Annotated in this window: 11 protein-coding genes and 1 tRNA gene; 3 read left to right on the top strand and 9 right to left on the bottom strand. The window is 67.6% G+C overall.

What is annotated here, in order from left to right; genetic code table 11:
* Positions 1-28: 28 nt before the first annotated feature.
* On the top strand, positions 29-853 hold the full coding sequence (gene queF, locus ACZ5Z2_RS00725) for an NADPH-dependent 7-cyano-7-deazaguanine reductase QueF (protein ID WP_464760069.1): 825 nt from the start codon (positions 29-31) through the stop codon (positions 851-853).
* 89 nt (positions 854-942) lie between these two features.
* Complete coding sequence (locus ACZ5Z2_RS00720; RefSeq protein WP_464760068.1) at positions 943-1500, top strand: hypothetical protein; 558 nt, start codon at positions 943-945, stop codon at positions 1498-1500.
* Between the two features lie 48 nt (positions 1501-1548).
* Here ACZ5Z2_RS00720 and ACZ5Z2_RS00715 read toward each other — a convergent pair.
* The 6 genes from ACZ5Z2_RS00715 to ACZ5Z2_RS00690 all read right to left on the bottom strand — a co-directional run bounded on the left by ACZ5Z2_RS00715 (position 1549) and on the right by ACZ5Z2_RS00690 (position 9544).
* Positions 1549-1625 (bottom strand) — tRNA-Arg (locus ACZ5Z2_RS00715).
* Between the two features lie 180 nt (positions 1626-1805).
* Positions 1806-3707 carry a M61 family metallopeptidase gene (locus tag ACZ5Z2_RS00710; protein ID WP_464760067.1) on the bottom strand — a complete coding sequence of 634 codons (1902 nt, stop codon included), beginning with the start codon at positions 3705-3707 and terminating at the stop codon, positions 1806-1808.
* A 300-nt stretch (positions 3708-4007) separates the two neighbouring features.
* The gene (locus ACZ5Z2_RS00705) at positions 4008-5930 is read right to left on the bottom strand and encodes a M61 family metallopeptidase (RefSeq protein ID WP_464760066.1); all 1923 of its coding nucleotides are present in this window, start codon (positions 5928-5930) and stop codon (positions 4008-4010) included.
* A gap of 89 nt (positions 5931-6019) precedes the next feature.
* Positions 6020-7459 (bottom strand): amino acid permease, encoded by a 1440-nt coding sequence (locus ACZ5Z2_RS00700; protein ID WP_464760065.1) that lies wholly within the window; start codon positions 7457-7459, stop codon positions 6020-6022.
* Between the two features lie 196 nt (positions 7460-7655).
* On the bottom strand, positions 7656-8894 hold the full coding sequence (locus ACZ5Z2_RS00695) for a sterol desaturase family protein (RefSeq protein WP_464760064.1): 1239 nt from the start codon (positions 8892-8894) through the stop codon (positions 7656-7658).
* Positions 8891-9544 (bottom strand): lysoplasmalogenase, encoded by a 654-nt coding sequence (locus tag ACZ5Z2_RS00690; protein ID WP_464760063.1) that lies wholly within the window; start codon positions 9542-9544, stop codon positions 8891-8893. The genes ACZ5Z2_RS00695 and ACZ5Z2_RS00690 overlap by 4 nt, the downstream gene beginning before the upstream one ends.
* A 440-nt stretch (positions 9545-9984) precedes the next feature.
* Between ACZ5Z2_RS00690 and ACZ5Z2_RS00685 the strand changes: the two genes are divergently transcribed.
* Entirely contained in the window at positions 9985-10740 is a 756-nt protein-coding gene (locus tag ACZ5Z2_RS00685; protein ID WP_464760062.1) for a TdeIII family type II restriction endonuclease, read from the top strand.
* 3 nt (positions 10741-10743) lie between these two features.
* Here the strand turns inward: ACZ5Z2_RS00685 and ACZ5Z2_RS00680 are convergent, their stop codons facing one another.
* The 3 genes from ACZ5Z2_RS00680 to ACZ5Z2_RS00670 all read right to left on the bottom strand — a co-directional run bounded on the left by ACZ5Z2_RS00680 (position 10744) and on the right by ACZ5Z2_RS00670 (position 18101).
* A complete protein-coding gene (locus tag ACZ5Z2_RS00680) occupies positions 10744-12159 on the bottom strand; it encodes a DNA cytosine methyltransferase (protein WP_464760061.1) in 1416 nt (471 codons plus the stop codon).
* Between the two features lie 75 nt (positions 12160-12234).
* On the bottom strand, positions 12235-13953 hold the full coding sequence (locus ACZ5Z2_RS00675) for a sulfatase-like hydrolase/transferase (RefSeq protein WP_464760060.1): 1719 nt from the start codon (positions 13951-13953) through the stop codon (positions 12235-12237).
* Positions 13954-14963: 1010 nt separating this feature from the next.
* Positions 14964-18101, bottom strand: coding sequence for an efflux RND transporter permease subunit (locus tag ACZ5Z2_RS00670; RefSeq protein WP_464760059.1), 3138 nt, complete (start codon positions 18099-18101; stop codon positions 14964-14966).
* Positions 18102-18156: the final 55 nt, after the last annotated feature.

Raw genomic sequence — 18156 nt, 5'->3', positions numbered from 1 at the left:
GGCCAGAAGTCACCGTTAGACTAGGCGCATGAGCACGCCCGACCAATCCAGTCTCGGCAAGGCCACGGCCTACACCGACCGCTACGATCCCAGCCTGCTGTTCCCGATCCCGCGCGCGGCCAAGCGCGCGGAGATCGGCGTGGGCGAACCCCTGCCTTTCCATGGCTGCGACATCTGGAACGCCTACGAGCTGTCGTGGCTGGACGCGCACGGCAAGCCGCAGCTGGCGGTAGCCGAATTCCGCGTGCCGGCCGGCTCGCCGAACATCATCGAATCCAAGTCGTTCAAGCTGTACCTGAACGGCTTCGCGCAGGAGCCGCTGGCCAGCACGGACGCACTGCGCGAACTGCTGGAAAAAGACCTCGGCGCCGCCGCCGGCGACGCGGTGGAAGTCACCCTGCATCCCGCGCGCACCGCCGCGCATGCGTTCGCCGACCTCGCGGGCGAATCCATCGACGACCTGCTCGTCGCCATAGCCGACTACGGCCCGCCCAAGGCCGACTACCTGCGCGCCGACGCTCATGCCGCCGCGGTCGAGGAAACCCTGGTCAGCGACCTGCTGCGCTCCAACTGCCCGGTCACCGGCCAGCCCGACTGGGGCAGCGTGCAGATCGCCTACCGCGGCGCGCCGATCGACCGTGCGGGCCTGCTGCGCTACCTGGTCTCCTTCCGCACGCACACCGAGTTCCACGAGCAATGTGTGGAACGCATCTACATGGACGTGATGGCGCGCTGCGCGCCGCAGCGGCTCAGCGTGTACGCGCGCTACACCCGCCGCGGCGGGCTGGACATCAACCCGTTCCGCAGCAGCGCGTCGGCCGTGCCGGACAACCTGCGCGGCGCGCGGCAATAGCCTGCGCTTATTCGCGCTTCACGCCCCAGCCGCTAGCCTCCACGGCACTCGCCCGCGGCGGCATCGCCGCCATCACCCTGGGTCACGCCATGCGCCGTCACGCCCAACCGTTCGCCCTGTGCTGCGCCATCGCGCTGCTGTGCGCCTGCCATCGGCAGGATGACGCACCCATGGCGCCCAAGGCCGCGGCACCCGCGACCACGCGTAGCAGCAAGCCGGCGGCGATAGCGGCGCCGCCTCCCGCAGCCAAGGCGCCCGCGCCCGCCGCCAGCGCAGCCAAGCCCGCCAGCGCGGACGGCGAGGGCTTCCGCGTCGCCTCCCTCACGCTGGGCACGGCCATCGACAGCGGCTACGCGGTGACCGCACCCGCCACCCGCTTCAGTGCCGACACCCACACCATCTACGCTAGCGTCGCCACCACCGGCAACACCGCCGGCGCCAAGCTGGACGCGCGCTGGCGCTACCTGGAAGGCCGTGGCGTGCTGGTCAACGAACTCAGCCAAGCCGTCGTCGCCGACGGCCCCGCCGTCACCACGTTCGAGGTGCAGAACCCCAACCGCTGGCCCGTGGGCAAGTACGTGGTGGAAATCTTGCTGGACGGCAAACCGGCGGCGCAGCAGGCGTTCGAGGTGACCGAGGGGAAATGAGGCGCGTGGCGCGGCGGTTGCACGCCGCGCATCGGCATCTGCCTTGGATGGCGCGCCCGGAGGGATTCGAACCCCCGACCAATGGCTTCGGAAGCCACTACTCTATCCGGCTGAGCTACGGGCGCGTGGTGTCGCGGAATCGCCGGGATCGTTGCGATCCGCGGCGGGCGGGCAGTATAGCCGAGATGGCCGGGATCGCCCATGCGGGCGATCGGGCTTGCGGAGGCGCGTGGCAAGAGCCGCCCCTCACCCCGGCCCTCTCCCCGACGGGGAGAGGGAGAAAACCCGGGGCGAGGAAGCACCTGTCAGCGTGCCTTGAACAGCGTGGTGAGCGTGTCGGGCTTGCTGGTATCACGCACCAGGTGCGGGTACTTCAGGCCGTCGTGGTAGTCGATGGTGATGGTCTTGTACTGGTCGAAGTCCTTCACCAGCAGCTGGATCGGCTGGCTCTTGTCCTTCGCGGCGGCGGTGACGGCGTCCTTCAGGCCGTCCGGGTCGAAATCGCGGCCGTTGACGGCGACGATGGTCATGCTGGGCGCCAGGCCGGCCTTGAAGGCGGGGCCGTCCCACAGCACGTCGGCGATCTGGCCGCCCTTGCCCACCGACACGCCCAGCGAGTAGGTGAGGTCGGCGAAGTGGCGGCGTGCCTCGATGGCCTTCACCGCAGCGCTGGGCTTGTCGGTGTAGACCAGCTTCCAGCCGTGCGCCTCGAAGCCGCCGATCAGCGGGCCGTGGCCGTCAAGGCGGTCGCGCAGGTACTTCGCCCAGTCGTAGGGCTGGATGTCGTTGAGCGTCTTCACCACATCTGCGAAGGTGTAGGTGTTGGTGACGAAGCTGCCGTTGTCCATGCCAAAGAAATCCTTGGCGAAGTTGTCGATGCTCTTCTTGCCGCCGCTGAGTTCGCGCAGCTTGCCGTCCACGTCCAGCCAGATCAGCTGGCCGGCGCTGTAGTAGTCCTCGCTGCTCTGGTAGTTGCGGTAGGGCAGCGGCGCGCGCTGGGCGATGATCGGGTCGTTGGTGGTGTCCTGCACGTTGCGCCACGAGGCCAGGCCGGGGCGGCCCTTGTCGTAGGTGGCGGCCACGGAGGCCCACATGTCGTGCGCCTGCTCCTCGTTCCACAGGCCGGAACGCGAGGCCATCACCTGGCCCCAGAACTGGGTCTGGCCTTCGTAGACCCACAGCAGCGAGTCCTGCATCGGCACATTGAAGTTGGGCGTCCACAGGTCGGCCGGGCGACGGTACTTGCCGTCCCACGAGTGGTTGTACTCGTGCGAGAACAGGTCGGCTTCCAACACGCTCTTCTTGAAGTCGGTGAAGTAATCGGCGCCGGTGCCGTCCTCGCTGGACTGGTGATGCTCTAGGCCGTTACCGCTCATCTTGTCGCTGAGCGAGACGAGGAAATCGTAGTGATCGTAGTGGTGCGCGCCGTACAGCTTGTACATCTGCTGCACCAGGTTGCGCAGTTGCTGTAGTTGCTCTGGCTTGACGTCAAGGTACTTCGGATCGTCGGCCACGATGTCCATGTGCACGCCGGCCTTGGCGCCCGGATCGAGGTCGAGGCGCTTGAAGTACTTGCCGGCGTAGATCGGAGAGTCCACCAGGGTGTTGAAGGTGGTGGTCTTGAAGTGCACGGTGTCGCCGTCGCGCGAGGCGGTTTCCAGCGCGGTGCCGAACTGCCAGCCGGCGGGGAACTTGGCGCTGGCGTCGACCTTGATCTGGCGGGTGTAGTAGCCGGCCGGATACACCGTGTTGGCGTTCCACTGCAGGTCGAGCATTTCCGGCGTCATCACCACGCGGCCCTGGCGGGTGTTCTGCGGCGAGAGGTACTGGAAGTCCACCTCGACGTTGCCCGCGCCCTGCGGCACGTCGACGTGGAAGGCGTAGACGTTGAGCGGATCGCGCGTCCACGGCAGCACCTTGCCGTTGGCCTTCACCACCAGGCCGGCGAACTTGTCGATGGGGCCGGTGGGCGAATGGTTGCCCGGGATCCACTGCGGGTAGAGCAGGGTCAGCGGGCCTGCCTGCGCGGGCACCACTTCGTGCACGCGGAAGATGCGGTGGGCGAGATCGGTGGCGTCGACGCTGACCTGCAGCGTGCCGGGAAAAGCCACGTCCTTCGGCGCCGGTACGTCGTCGGCGAACACGTTGAGGCTGACCAGGCCGATGGCACCGGCGACGATGGCGGAGGCAAGACGGGTGGCTTTCACTGGGGACTCCCTGGGGCAACGGGCCGCGCGGCACGAAGGGCGCGGACATGAGGGTTCGATGCTAGACCGGCGGTGGGGCGGACTCCCCTGCCAGAGGTCATGCGCGCGTATGCGCGACGGCGGGCGGGAAGCGGTGGCAATGGCGCGGCGTTTGCCGGGCGACGACACGCCGCAACGCGGCGCCCCGAAGCCCGTCATCCCGGCGCAGGCCGGGATCCAGTGACGGTATGGCCCGGACAGGCCTTGTCTCAACTGGATCCCGGCCTGCGCCGGGATGACGTCACGCAAAGTTGCGTGGCGTCACTTGCGCGCAGTGGCGATCGCGTCCAGCAGATCCTTGCCGCCGGCGCGCTCCAGATGCGGGTAGCGCAGGCCGCCGTGGTAGTCGATCTTCACCGTGCTGTAGACGTCGACGTTCTTCACCAGCAGGGCGATCGGCGCAGTGCCGGTCTTGGCCGCGGTGATCGCGTCCTTCAGCGCGTCGGGCGAGTAGTCCTTGCCGTCCACCGCCACGATGCTGAGGCCGGGCACCAGGCCGGCCTTGAAGGCGGGGCCGTTCCACTGCACGTCGTAGATGTCGCCGCTCTTCGACGCCGACAGGCCGATCGAGGAGGCGAGGTCGACGCCGTGGCGGATGCTTTCCATCGCCTTGGTCTGCGCATTCGGCTTGTCGGTGTAGACCAGCTTCCAGCCGCCGCGCGCGATGCCGTGCTCGGGCAGTTCGGCGCCGGTGTAGTCCAGCCGCGTGCGCAGGAACTTCGCCCAGTCGTACGGCTGCACCTGGTTCAGCGTGTTCACCACGTCGTCGAAGGTGTAGGTCTTGGTGACGTAGCTGCCGTTGTCCATGCCGTAGAAGGCATGCGCGAAGTCGTCCAGCGAGTGCTTGCCACCGGACAGTTCGCGGATCTTGGTGTCCACGTCCAGCCACAGCAGCTGGCCCTCGGGATAGAAGTCGGTGCCGCGGCGCCAGTTGGCCCAGCCGCCGCCGCCGTAGTAGGTGAGCGGCGCGGCGTCGGCGGTGTCCTGCAGCGAGCGCCAGGCGCGGCCGGTGCGTTCGCTCATCTGCGCGTCGATGTCCGCCATCGTGTCGCGGAACTGCTCGGGCGACCACAGGCCGGCGCGCGCGGTGAGCACGCTGCACCAGTAGTCGGTGAGGCCCTCGTACACCCACAGCAGGTCGTCCTGCATCTTCACGTTGAAGTTGGGCGTCCACAGGTCGGCCGGGCGGCGGAACTTGCCGTTCCACGAATGCACGAACTCGTGCGGCATCAGGCTCGCGGCCGCCGTGTGCATGTCGTCATTCGTGAAGAAGTCGGCCGGCAGGCGATCGTCGCTGGACTGGTGGTGCTCCAGGCCAAAGTGGCCGGTATGGTCGGACAGCGTGAGCAGGAAATCGTAGTGCTCGTAGTGGTGCGCACCGAACAGCAGGTTGGTCTGCGTCACCACCGCGCGCTGCTGCGCGAGTTCCTTGTCGGTGAGCTTGACGTCCTTCGCGCCGTCGCCCACCACGTTGAGGTGCACCGGCACCTTGGCGCCCGGCGCCAGATCCACGCGATTGAAGTGCTCGCCCGCGATCAGCGGCGAATCCACCAGGTTGTTGAACGTCAGCGGCTTGAACTGCACGGTGCTTCCATTCTGGCTGGCCACCTCCATCGCGCTGCCGAACTTCCAGCCGGCAGGTAGCTGCACGGTGGGCTGGATATGGATGTCGCGCGAGTAGTAGCCGGCCGGGTAGAACGCCACCTGGTTGAACTCCACATCCACCAGGTTCGGCGTGGACGAGGCGCTGGCGCCGAACAGGCTGTCCTCGCCCGGCGCGGGCGAGAGGAACTGGAACGAGAGGTCGAGCTGGCTCGCGCCCTGCGGCACCTCGAGGTGGATCGCGTACATGTCGCGCAGGTCGCGCTTCCAGGCGAGCTGCTTGCCGTTCGCGGTGATGACGAGTCCGGCCACGTTCTGGATCGGGCCGGACGGCGCGTGCTCGCCGGGGATCCATTCGGGATACAGCAGCGTGATCTCGCCCGGCTTCACCGGAATCGTCTCGTGCACGCGGAACATGCGCTTCGGCGCGTCGGTGAGATCCACGTTCAGCGCGAGCGTGCCGTCGTACGGCGTATCGACGGGCGCGGCGCGATGGGCGTCCTGCGCATGGGCGACGGAAAGCGAAAGCGCCCCGACCACCGCGGCGGCGATCAGGCTGGAACGAAGGGCATGGCGATTCACGGGAAGCTCCGGCAGACAACGAGGGCCGCCCGATGGTAGGCCGCGCCCGGCGGCCATCCCCCTGCCAGAGGTCATGCCGCCTGGCGAAACTACCTGCGATCGCGCTCCAGCCTGCTGTGCCGCATGCCGTAGCCGAGATAGATCACCAGGCCCAGGCTCACCCAGATCAGGAACACCTTCCAGGTGATCGCCGGCAGCTCCGAAAGCAGCCAGATCGAGAACGCCACGCCGACCAGCGGCACCAGCGGCACCCACGGCGTGCGGAACGCGCGGTGCAGCTCCGGCTTGCGCTTGCGCAGGATCAGCACCGAGGTGCAGATCACGATGAAGGCCGAGAGCACACCGATGTTCACCAGCTTGGCGACCTCCTCGATCGGCAGCAGGCCCGCCACCAGCGCGGTGAACACGCCGAGCACGATGGTCGGGCGGTGCGGCGTGCCGTAGCGCGGATGCACCTTGGCGAACCAGCCCGGCAGCAGGCCGTCGCGCGACAGCGCGAACCAGATGCGCGTGGCGCCCAGCATGAAGGCGAACAGCACGCTGATCAGGCCGAACACCGCCGCCACCGACACCGTCTCGGCCACCCACTGCAGGCCCAGCCCCTTGAACGCATCGGCCACCGGCGCCGCGGTGTTGAGCGTGGTGTAGCGCGCGATGCCGGTGAGCACCAGCGACACCGCCAGGTACATCGCCATCGAGATGCCCAACGACAGCAGCACCGCGCGCGGCAGGTCGCGCTGCGGGTTCTTCGACTCCTCCGCCGCCGTGGTCAGCGTGTCGTAGCCGAACACCGCGAAGAACACCACCGCCGCCGCCGCGGCCACGCCCTGGAAGCCGAAGTGCAACGCGCCGTCGGCGCCCACCGCGCGCACGGGAATGAACGGCACCCAGTTGCCCGGCTTCACGTAGAACGCGCCGATCACTATCACCAGCACCACGGCGGCCACCTTGATCGCCACCACCAGCGTGTTGAAGCGCGCGCCCCATTCGGTGCGGAAGGTCAGCAGCGCCGCCACGCCCAGCGTCACCAACGAGGCGATCACGTTGAACACGTGCCCTTCGCCCGTACCCATGGCGCCCTGCGCCCACACCGGAACGGCAATGCCCATACCAGTGAGCGCCGACTGCACGTAGCCCGACCAGCCGATCGCCACCACCGCCACGATCAGCGCGTATTCCAGCAGCAGATCCCAGCCAATCAGCCACGCCGCCAGCTCGCCGAGCACCGCGTAGCCGTAGGTGTAGGCGCTGCCGGTGACCGGGATCATGCCGGCGAACTCGGCGTAGCACAGCGCCGCCGCCGCGCTGGCGATGCCCGCGATCAGGAAGGAGAGGATCACCGCCGGGCCGGCGTTGAGCGCCGCCTGCTGGCCCGCCAGCACGAACACGCCCACGCCGATGATGCCGCCGATGCCGATGGCGGTGAGCTGCCACAGGCCCAGCACGCGGCGGAAATCGCTGCGCTGGCCCACCTCGCCCTGCAACTGCTCGATGGACTTGTGGCGGAGCATCTTGCTCAGCAATGACATGGGCTCGCTCCCCTGGATGGTCGGCGGATCATAGCGAATCGGTCGCGTGGGCATGGCGGCCTTTTGCTCGTCATCCCGGCGAAGGCCGGGATCCAGTGACGGTTACGCTCATTCAGGTCATGCAGTCACTGGATTCCGGCCTTCGCCGGAATGACGAGTCGAACAGGTTCGCTACAGGAAACAAGGAAGCCGCAATTCACCCGGCGGAAGCAGATCGCAGCCACGGCAACGCCAGCGCGCTCGCCCCGAACACCAGCGCGAAAGCCAGCGCGATCCGGACGTCCAGATGCGCCACGCCGAACCAGCGGCCGGTGATCCACGGCAACGCCGCGAGGATGAGCATGCGCAGGCCTTCCGCCCACCACGCCCAGCGCCGGCCTTCCATCAGCGCGCCGAGCACGGTGATGCCGAGCACCAGCCAGAGCGCATAGAGCAGCAATGTCGACAGGCCCGCGCTTTCGGTGATGCCGAGAAACTGCGTGACCATGCCCAGCAGCAAGGCGAACTGCAGCAGCACGTAGCACGTCAGCGCCGTGCCCATGGACGGGTCGTAGCGCTCGCTGGGCATCACGAAGTCCGGCTTGGGGAAGCGCGCGGCCACGTCGGCGGGCCGCCAGCCCGGCGGCTTGATCCACACCAGCAGCTTGTCGCGCCAGCGCTGCGCGTGCCACGCGTCCTGCGCGGTGCGCCAGTACACCTCGGCGTTCGCCCACAGCGGGTTCCAGCTGCGCAGCGGCGAACGCGTGCCGTACACCGGCGGGTCGGCGTCGTCTTCTTCCACGAAACTGCCGAACAGGCGATCCCACAGGATCAGGATGCCGCCGTAATTGCGATCCAAATACTTGTCGTTCACCGCGTGGTGCGCGCGATGGTTGGACGGCGAACAGAACACGCGGTCGAACCAGCCCAGCCGGCCGATCTGCTCGGTATGCACCCAGAACTGGTACAGCAGGTCGATCAGCGCCACCACCACGAACACCTCGACCGGCACGCCGAGGATCGCCAGCGGCAAGTAGAAGACCCAGCCCAGCAGCACGCCGCTGCCGGTCTGGCGCAGCGCGGTGGAGAGGTTGTAGCGCTCGCTCTGGTGATGCACCACGTGGGCCGCCCACAGGATGTTCACCTCGTGGCCCATGCGGTGCAGCCAGTAGTAGCAGAGGTCGTAGGCGAGCAAGGCGCCGATCCACACCGCCACGCTGTCCGCCGGCAGATGGAACAGCGCGAGGTGCCCGGCGCACCACGCATAGATGCCGATGGTCAGCAGCTTGGCGAACACCGCCACCAGCTGCGAGATCGCGCCCAGCCCGATGCTGTTGATCGCGTCGTTGCCGGCATAGGCGTCGCGCCCGCGCAGCTTCGCCACCAGCAGCTCGACGCCGATCAGCAGGAAGAACACCGGCGTCGCCCAGGTGATGATGAGTTCCTGCGTATTCATGCCTTCTGCACCGAACGGGCGATCCACCACAGCGCCAGATAATACGTCGCCAGCACCCACAGGCTGGCCAGCGGCAGCGGGCCGCGGAAGCGATCCCAGGCCAGCAGCGTGTCGCTGAGCATGAACACCAGCGCGCCGCGCGCGGCCAGCCGTGCCGGCGCGTCGCCGCGCAGTGCGCGTGCCAGCGCCTGCCCGCCCATGCCGCACAGCACCGCGACGTAGACGATCACCGGCACGCGCAGCGGCACGGCAATCGCGCTCCACAACAAGGCGAGGTTCGCCGCGCCATACGCAAGGCAGGCGAGCAGCGGCCACACCGGCCGCGCGAAGCGGCTGTCGCCGAGCAGGGCAGCGATGAAGCACGCATGCCCGGCAAGGAACGCCAGCAGACCCGGCACGAACAGATCGCCCGGCAGCATCAGCAACACGTCGCCCGCCAACGAACAGGCGATGCCGGCCAGCACGAAACGCCGGTAGCGCACCGACACCGCCGGCCGCGCGCGCCACGCCAGCGCGTAGATCAGCGCGGTGGCCAGCGGCTTGGCGATCCAGTGCAGCCAGAGCCCATCGGGCGAGTGCACGCCGAGCAAGGCTCCGGCGATCGCCGCGCAGGCGGCAAGCATGATGGCCATGGCCAGCGATGGCGACATGGATGGAACCGGCATGTGCAATCCCCTGTAACGCGCCGCGCGCGCCGAGGCGATCATAGCGGGCGGCCTTCTTGTAGCGTCCGGACGCTGCTGTCCGCCACCCACTACTGTCCGGAATAATTTTGAACATTCGTGGCCGCGGTCTTTCTCGTCATTCCGGCGCAGGCCGGACAAGCGCGAAGCGCGCAGAACGCCCGCAGGGCGGCCCCGGAGGGGCGAGCGAAGCGAGTCATCCAGTGGCCGTGCGGCCTGAGCGAACATGGTCGCTACTGGATCCCGGCCTTCGCCGGGATGACAGTCTGGATAGGTGGTCGTTATCGGAAATGAAATCGCCTTCTCGCAATGCTTCGTGCAAGCGGCGCGGGCCTTCATCCTTCGACACCATCCCCAGATTATTCAGGACAGCAGTGGTCCGCCACCCGCAGCCTCGAGGCGCACCCATGCGGAAAGAACACGTCGCGTTCATCGAAAGGGAATTCCGCGAGTGCGTGCTGAACACGATTCGCAGGCTGGAAGCCGAGGACACCCATCGCCCGTTCCACGCCGCCCTGCTGTCCGAGCAGGCCCTGTTCTGGAGCCGCTTCGAGCGCTCCTTCAGCACCTCGTTCGGCCAGCGCGTCATCGAGCAGGTTTCGCGGATCGCCGCCGAAATCGGCGGCGCGCAGTTGGCGCAAACCCAGAAAACGACGGAGTTCACCCTGCCCGGCTCCGTGCCAACCGCCATCGAGGATCACATCAACGGCCTGCGCAGCGGCAAACAGGCCACCGTGCCGTTGCTGGACGACACCATTGCCAAGTTGCGTGCCGCACGCACCTCCGGCAACGACCAGCACGTACGCGTAATCTCGGATCTACGGTGGCAACGCGATGGCATCAACCGCCACATGAGCATCAAGACGGTCAAGCCGAATCTCGACCAGACCGCCGAGGCCAAGCGCGACCTGCTCAAGCTCAAACTGGCCGACCCCACCGCGAAAGTCTATTTGGGTCTTTACTACAACCCGTTCGGCGAGAACCGTACCGACTACAACTGGGGCTTTCCGAGGCGCATCTTCAACATGGCCGCAGACAGCTGCGTACTGATCGGAAAGGACTACTGGAACGCGCTGGGCGGCCACGGCTTCTACGAGGAACTGCTGGCCATCGCCACGCGCGTCGGCGCCGAGATGCGTCAGCAGATCGCCGCCCTGCAATAGCGATCAGAACAAACCCGACTGCGCGGCCGACCGCCCTTCGCCCGACTGGCCGGCGAAGTGGCGCATCCACTCCACGTCGCTGGTGTTGCGATAGCGCGAGTAGCTGAAGCCGGCCAGCGACGGCACGTCGCGCTTTTCCAGCAGCCGGCGCACCAGCGTGCCGATGGCCAGGCCGAGGCTGCCCGGCACGGCGTTGCCGATCTGCTTGTACTGCTGGATCAGCGGGCCGGCGAGCTGCCAGCCGTCGGGAAACTCCTGCACGCGCTTGTATTCCTCCACCGAGAGCGGGCGCAGTTCCTGCGGATGCGCCAGGTCGGTGGCGGGCATCGCCGGATGGGTCACCAGCGTGGGCGCGGGCTTGTCCCAGGCGATGCGGCGCAGGAAGCCGGTCTTGCCGCCACCGGCGAAGTAGGACTTGCCCAGCGCCTCGCGCTGCAGTTTTTCCGGCAGGTCGCGCCAGTTCTGCCCTTCGTCGAGCATGCGGTAGTAGCGCAGGCGCTTTTCGGGGAACGTCAGGTGGTGGTGCTGCGCCAGGCCTTTCACGGCCTGGCGGAACGTGCGCCACTTCTTCAGGCCATGCTGGCCGCCTTCGGCATGCGTGGGTTCGAGGTAGGGCGGCTTGGCGCCGTCGCGCGCGCACACAATCACCACGCGCTCGCGCACCTGCGGCGTACCGAAATTGGCGGCGTTGTACAGGTTGAAGGCATAGGCGTAGCCAGCCTTCGCGATCACGCTGAGCACGAAGTTCAGGGCGCCGCCCGGCAACTCGTCCATGGCCAGCCCAGGGTAGTCCGCCCCGCGCAGATGATGCGGCCGATGATTCATCGGGCAGGACAGCAGGCCGCGCACGTTCTCGATCACGAGGTACTTCGGGCGCAGGTCGAACGCGATGTCGAGATAGGTGAGGAAGGCGTTGCCGCGGTCGTCGTTGAAGCCGTTGCGCTTGCCGGCGGTGCTGAACGCCTGGCACGGCGGGCCGCCCACGATCAGGTCGATATCGTCCGCGCGGGTGAGGCCGGCGTAGTCGAGGATTTCGTCGGAGCTGTAGGCGTTGATGTCGCCGATCAGCGCCATGTCCGGGCGGTTCAGCGCGATGGTCTGCCGGCAGTACTTGTCGATCTCGCAGGCCAGCCGGATGTCGAAGCCGGCGCGCTCGATGCCGAGGTCGAGGCCCATGGCGCCGGAAAAGAAGCTGAGCGCCACCGGCTTCTTCGGATGGCCACCCGCATGGGCGGGATGATCCTCCGCGACCTGATGCGCGGTGGCGAGCCCGTAGCGCGCCAGGCTGTCCGCCGCGATCAGCCAGGTGGCGCCCACCCTGCGCGCATCCAGCGCGCCCTGTCGGCACAGGCCGCGCACGCGCTGCACGCTGACGCCAAGCTGCGCAGCCGCTTCGGCAATGGTCTTTTCGGTACTCACGGGAGGTTTCCCCGGCGAAACTTTCGGCAAGTACCCTAGCGGCGCGCCGCCACGTCCGCAAGCCGCCGTCGCGCCTCACTCGTACACGTGCAGCCGCCGGAAGATCCATGCGTAGTAGGAGGCCAGCAGTGCCTTGTCCGGGCAATCGTCGAAGCGGCCCTGGCAGCGCTCGCGCAAGACGGTTGCGGCGGAGAAATACGGATCGGCTGGCAAGCCGGCGGCCTGCAGCACCATGGTCGGCAGGAAGGCGATGTCGAGCGCGGGATAGTTCGGCAGCGGCGGCCCGGCGAAGTTGCTCTTGATCATGTAGTAGGTGAGGAAGTCGCGCTCCGGCACCAGCGCGGGCGGCAGCGTGCGCGCCAGCGGACGGATCAGACCGTCGAAGGAGGGCTGGTGGTCGCCGAAGTGCACCAGCACGGTGGGCTGCGCGCGGTCGAGGAAGTCGCGCTCCAGGCCCTGCATCGCCACGTCGGAGTCGTGCAGGCGCCACAGGTAGGTGTCGAAATCCAGCGCGCGCTCGTCCTTGTTGCCCAGTCCCTGCACCATGTTGCGCCAGGGCGGCGGCAGCTTCGCCATCGGGTTGTCGTCGTGCGGGCCGTGCTGGTTGATCGTGAGGATCATCACGAACACCGGCTGGCCCGGCTTCTTCACCTTGTCGTAGACGCGCTTGGCCGCGGCGAACATCTGCGCGTCGGTCTCGTCCCATTCGTCCAGGCCCAGCTCGCCCGCGCCGTAGAGATGGTCGAAGCCGTAGGCGCGGTACGCGTCGCGGCCGTTGAGGAAGGCGCCGTTGGTGGGATAGATCGCGATGGTGAGGTAGCCCAGCCGGCGCAGCAGGCCGGGCAGCGTGTCGCGCACATGCGGCGCCAGCACGAAGGGCGCGTACATGCCGCCGGCGCCGAAGATGTCCTGCGGCAATCCGGTGTGCACGGCGAACTCGCTGACCCAGGTGCCGCCGCCCCAGGTATGCGTGCGCAGCAGGCCGGTGCCGCGCGTGCGCGCGTCGGGCTGGAACATCGCGAACTTGCAGCCCGGCACGTCGCAGGCGGCGTAGATCGAGGGATCGAAGGTGCTTTCCTCCAGCACCTGCACGATGTCCGGATACGGCGCCGGCCGCGCGCCGGGCCTGGCATCCGCGGTGGCGGCCCACTCGTGCTGCGCCGCCGCGTCGTCCGACATCGCCGGCATCGTCACGCCGCCGTCGTTGATGTTGATGAAGAAGTTGGTGAGCTGGGCGTCGTCGGAAAGCTTGTCCCACACGTCGCGGTTGTGCAGCCCGGCGAACGGCCCTTCCGGCAACAGGCACACTCGGAACGCCACCGCGCACAACAGCACGCCGCCGATGCGCCAGGCCGCCCCGCCCCAACCACGACCGCGCGCGGACAGCGGCCAATCCAGCCGCCACGCCAGCACCAGCAGCAGCGGCACCAGCAGCAGCACGCCCGCGGCCAGCAGGTACAGGTGCGGGTAGTGGCGCAGCGTGGCGAGCAGGCTGGAGCGCGCGTAGTAGACGAAGTCCGCCGGCATCAGCGCCGTTTCGAGATACGTCTCCTTGAGGTTGGAGATGAAGCGCAGCGCGAAGAACAGCCCGCCGCCCAGCAACAGCGAAAAGGCGAGGCGCAAGGTGGCACACAGCAGCGCGCCGGTGACGAGCAGCACCAGCGCCAGCACGAACAGCTTCTGCAGCGGCTGCGGCTCCGGCCACACGGTCGCCCAGGCGCACGCCACAAAGGCCAGCGCGGCGCACGCCCGCACCACGCCGCTGCGCGCAAAACGCGACGGAAACCGAACCATGCTGCATGCCCCCTGATGGCAATCCGGCGGACGCCGGATCGTCATCTTACGGGGAGTGGCACGGTTGTGTGCGGGGGCTATCGTCGACCGTTCAGGCGGATATTCGCATTGGCTCCGCGTGGCAGCGGTTTCGCGGGACAAGGTGGGGGTTCGTACTCGCGACGACCACCCTCTTTCGTAGCCTGGCTCGCCTGCGGCGGGCTTTCGGACGCCTGCCGGCGCCCGAGTCACTTCTCTTTGCTGGCCCACGCCACCGCAGGAGCGGTGGCGAACGGCGAAGCCGGCCCGAAGGGCGCAGGGCAGGAAGCCCGGAGTCAAGAGAAGTAACCCAGAGAAATGGCCTAGTTCAATCCGCCGACACTACAAGCAGGCTGTGCCGAGGAGGTTGGACTGACTCCCGCCGACAGGGGCTTCACAGCGGCCACACCGCACCGTATCTGGACACTGAGGGCTGAACTTTGCAGCGCCTCGCGTTGCTTCTTGCTCGTCATCCCGGCGCAGGCCGGGATCCAGTAGCGATCACGCTTGTCCTAGCCATACCGTCACTGGATTCCGGCCTGCGCCGGGATGACGAGCAGAGCTATCGGGCGCCTCGCTTCGCCTGGGTTTGGCTCTGCCCTGGCCGTGGCTTCTGCGCGCTGGGAGCGCGCTGCTCTTCCGGGGCCCCTGTGCGGCGGTGAGGCGTGGACGATCAGGCCGCGCAGCGGGCGTTGCCAGGGAAGGCAACACCTTTTCGACCGGGCAGGAAGCCCGGCCGAAAAGCCCGGCCATGACTCACGGACTTTCCGTCCATGGATGGACGGAAAGCGCCGCATCGGGGTGTCGTTTTCTCTTGGCTACTTCTCTTTTGGACAAGCAAAAGAGAAGTAGCTCGGCCGCCGGCAGGCGGACGAAACCGCTTTGTCACTGGCAACAACGCAAGAGCATAAAGTCAGCCAAAAGAAGGCCATCGCGAGCACCCGCCCCTCACCCCAACCCTCTCCCCGAAGGGGAGAGGGAGAAAGAGCGCGTCAACCCGCCGCGCGCACCGGCAATGCGCGTCGCGCCCGGCGCTTTTCGGCGCGGCGCACGCGCCACGCCTTGAAGCGCGCCCCCAGGCACGAGAACACCACGTACAGCGCCGGCGTGCTGAGCAGGGTGAGGCTCTGCGAGATCAGCAGGCCGCCGATCAGCGCGATGCCCAGCGGGCGGCGCAGCTCGCTGCCTTCGCCCAGGCCGATGGCCAGCGGCAGCGCGGCGAGGATCGCCACCATGGTGGTCATCATGATCGGGCGGAAGCGCACCAGGCAGGCCTCGTGCGCGGCTTCCAGCGGCGTCTTGCCGTGCTCGCGCTCGGCCACGAGGGCGAAGTCGATCATCATGATCGCGTTCTTCTTCACGATGCCGATCAGCAGTACCAGCGCGATCTGTGCCACCACCGACAGCTCGGTGTCGGTGATCCACAGCGCCATCAGCGCGCCCACGCCCGCCGCCGGCAGGGTGGACAGAATGGTCACCGGATGGATCAGATTCTCGTACAGCATGCCGAGCACGATGTAGACGGTGAGGATGGCCGCCAGCACCAGCAGCGACATGCCGCTCTGCACGTCGCGGAAGCGTCGGAAGTCGCCGCCGACGTTGAGCTTGATGTCGCCTGGCATGCGCATGTTGGCGACCGTGGCCTGCACGATCGCCATCGCCTCGCCCATGCTCACGCCCGGCGCGAGGTTGAAGCTGAGATCCATGGTGGTCTGCTGGTTCTCGTGCGTGATCGACGAGGGCGCCAGCCCCGGCACCTGCTTCGCCAGCGCGGTGATCGGCACCATGGCGCCCGAACTGGACTTCACGTAGATCCGGTTGAGCGCGTCCGGCGTGGCGGTCTGGTTGGGCAGCGCATTCACCACCACCTTGTACTGGTTGATGTCCGAGTAGATGGTGGACACCGAGCGCTGGCCGAAGGCGTCGTACAGCGCGCCGTCGATGGTGCCCAGCGACACGCCGAGCCGCGCGGCGGTGGCGCGGTCGACCACGATGTTCTGGCGCAGGCCCTGCTCGTCCACGTCGCTGCCGACGTCCTGCAGCTTGGGGTTCTTCTTCAGTTCGGCCACCAGCTTGGGCAGCCACGTCTGCAGCTCGGCCAGGTCGTCGCCCTGCAGGCCGATCTGGTACTGCGCGCCCTGGCTGGTGCCGCCGCCGCCGGCGCTGGGCAGATCCTGCAGCGGGCGCAGGCGCAGGTTGAGGTCGGGGTATTTGTCGGCCTTGGCGCTGAGCCGCGCCAGCACGGCGAAGGTGTCGTCCTTGCGGCCCTGTGCGCGGGTCTTCAGGTCGATGTTGAACGAGCCGCTGGTGCCCTGCCGGCTGCTGCCGAGGCGGGTGCCCACGCTGGCCACGTCGGGATCGGCCAGCATCATGTCGGTGAGGCGCTGCATGCGGTTCACGCTCTGCGCGAAGGATACGGTGGCGCTGGAGGTGGCGCGGCCCCAGATCAGGCCGGTGTCCTGCGGCGGGAACAGGCCGCTCTTCACCACCCCGAACAGGAAGAAGGTGAGCACGATCAGCACCAGCGGGGTCAGCGAGAACGCCAGTGTGTGGCGCAGCGAGAACGACAGCGCGCGGCTGTAGATGCCCTGCATGCCGGCATGGAAGCGATCCAGCGCATGGCCGATCCGCGACGGCTTTTCCTCGCGGCCATGGCCGTTGAGGAAACGCCCGCACAGCGCCGGCGTGAGCGTGAGCGACACCAGCGCCGACATCACGATGGCCGCCACCAGGGTCACCGCGAAGTCGTGCATGAACATGCCGGTATAGCCGCCGGCGAACAGCAGCGGAATGAACACCGCGATCAGCGAGGCGGTGATCGAGACGATGGTGAAACCGATCTCCTTCGCGCCCGCCAGCGTGGCCTCCATGCGCGTCATGCCGGCGTCGATGTGGCGGATGATGTTCTCGATCACCACGATGGCGTCGTCCACCACGAAGCCGATGGCGATCACCAGCGCGAGCAGGGTGAGGTTGTTGAGCGTGAAGCCGAGGATGTACATCACCGTGAAGCCGCCGGCCAGCGACAGCGGCACAGTGAGCGCGGCGATCAGGGTGGGCGCGAGCCGGCGCAGGAACAGCGCCATGGTGAGTATCACCATCGCCAGCGAGATCAGCAGCGTGACCTGCACCTCGTGCAGCGAGGCGCGGATGGTGGCCGTGTCGTCGAAGAACGGCGTCATCGTGGTGCCCGGCTGCAGGTAGTTGCGCAGCATCGGCAACTGCGCGCGCACCTCGTCCACCGTGGCGATCACGTTGGCGTCGGACTTCTTGAACACGTACATCAGGATCGCCGGCTTGCCCTGGAACGAGGCGGACTGGTAAGCGTCCTGCGTGCCCTGGTAGACGTGTGCCACGTCGGACAGCCGCACCGGCGTGTGGTTCTTCATCGCGATCACCAGGTTCGCGAAGTCATCCGCCGTATGCAGCTGCGCGGTGGAGCTGATCGCCATGGTGGTCTTGCCGTTGGAGAGGAAGCCCTCCGGCGAAGTGACGTTGGCGGCGGTGAGCGCGTTGCGCAGGTCGTCCGGCGACAGGCCCATCGCGTTCAGCGCGTGCAGGTTCACGTCCACCCGGATCGCCGGCGTGGCGGCGCCGGCGATGTCCACTTCGCTGACGCCCTTCAGCTGGCGCAGGCGCTGCGCCAGCAGGGTGTCGGCGACGTTGTAGAGATCGCCGGCCGACTGCGTCTCCGAAGTCAACGCGATGGCGATGATGGGGTCGTCGTTGGGGTTGGCCTTCTCGTAGCTGGGCGTGCCGCTCAGGCCGGTGGGCAGGTCGGGCATCGCCGCGTTGATCGCGGCCTGCACGTCGCGCGCGGCGGAATCCAGGTTCACGCCGGTGTTGAACATCATGAAGACGAAGGTGCCGCCCTCGGAGCTGTGCGAGTTCATCATCTCGATGCCGGGCACCTGGCCGAGATGACGCTCCAGCGGCGCGGCCACGGTGGAGGCCATGGTCGTGGCGTCCGCGCCGGCTTCGCTGGCCTGCACGAAGATCGCCGGGAACTGCATGTCCGGCAGCGCCGACACGCCCAGCAGCAGGTAGCAGATCAGGCCCGTCACGAACACGCCCGCCGCCAGCAGCGAGGTGCCGATGGGACGGCGGATGAAGATGCCGGAGATGTTCATGCCCGGCACCCGTGGCCCGATGTGGAATGGCTGTGGTTCATGTGTTGCACAACGT

This window comes from Rhodanobacter sp. G1, from assembly GCF_055397855.1.
Note: the sequence above shows the minus strand (reverse complement) of the source record. Positions and strands in the feature narration are given on the sequence as shown.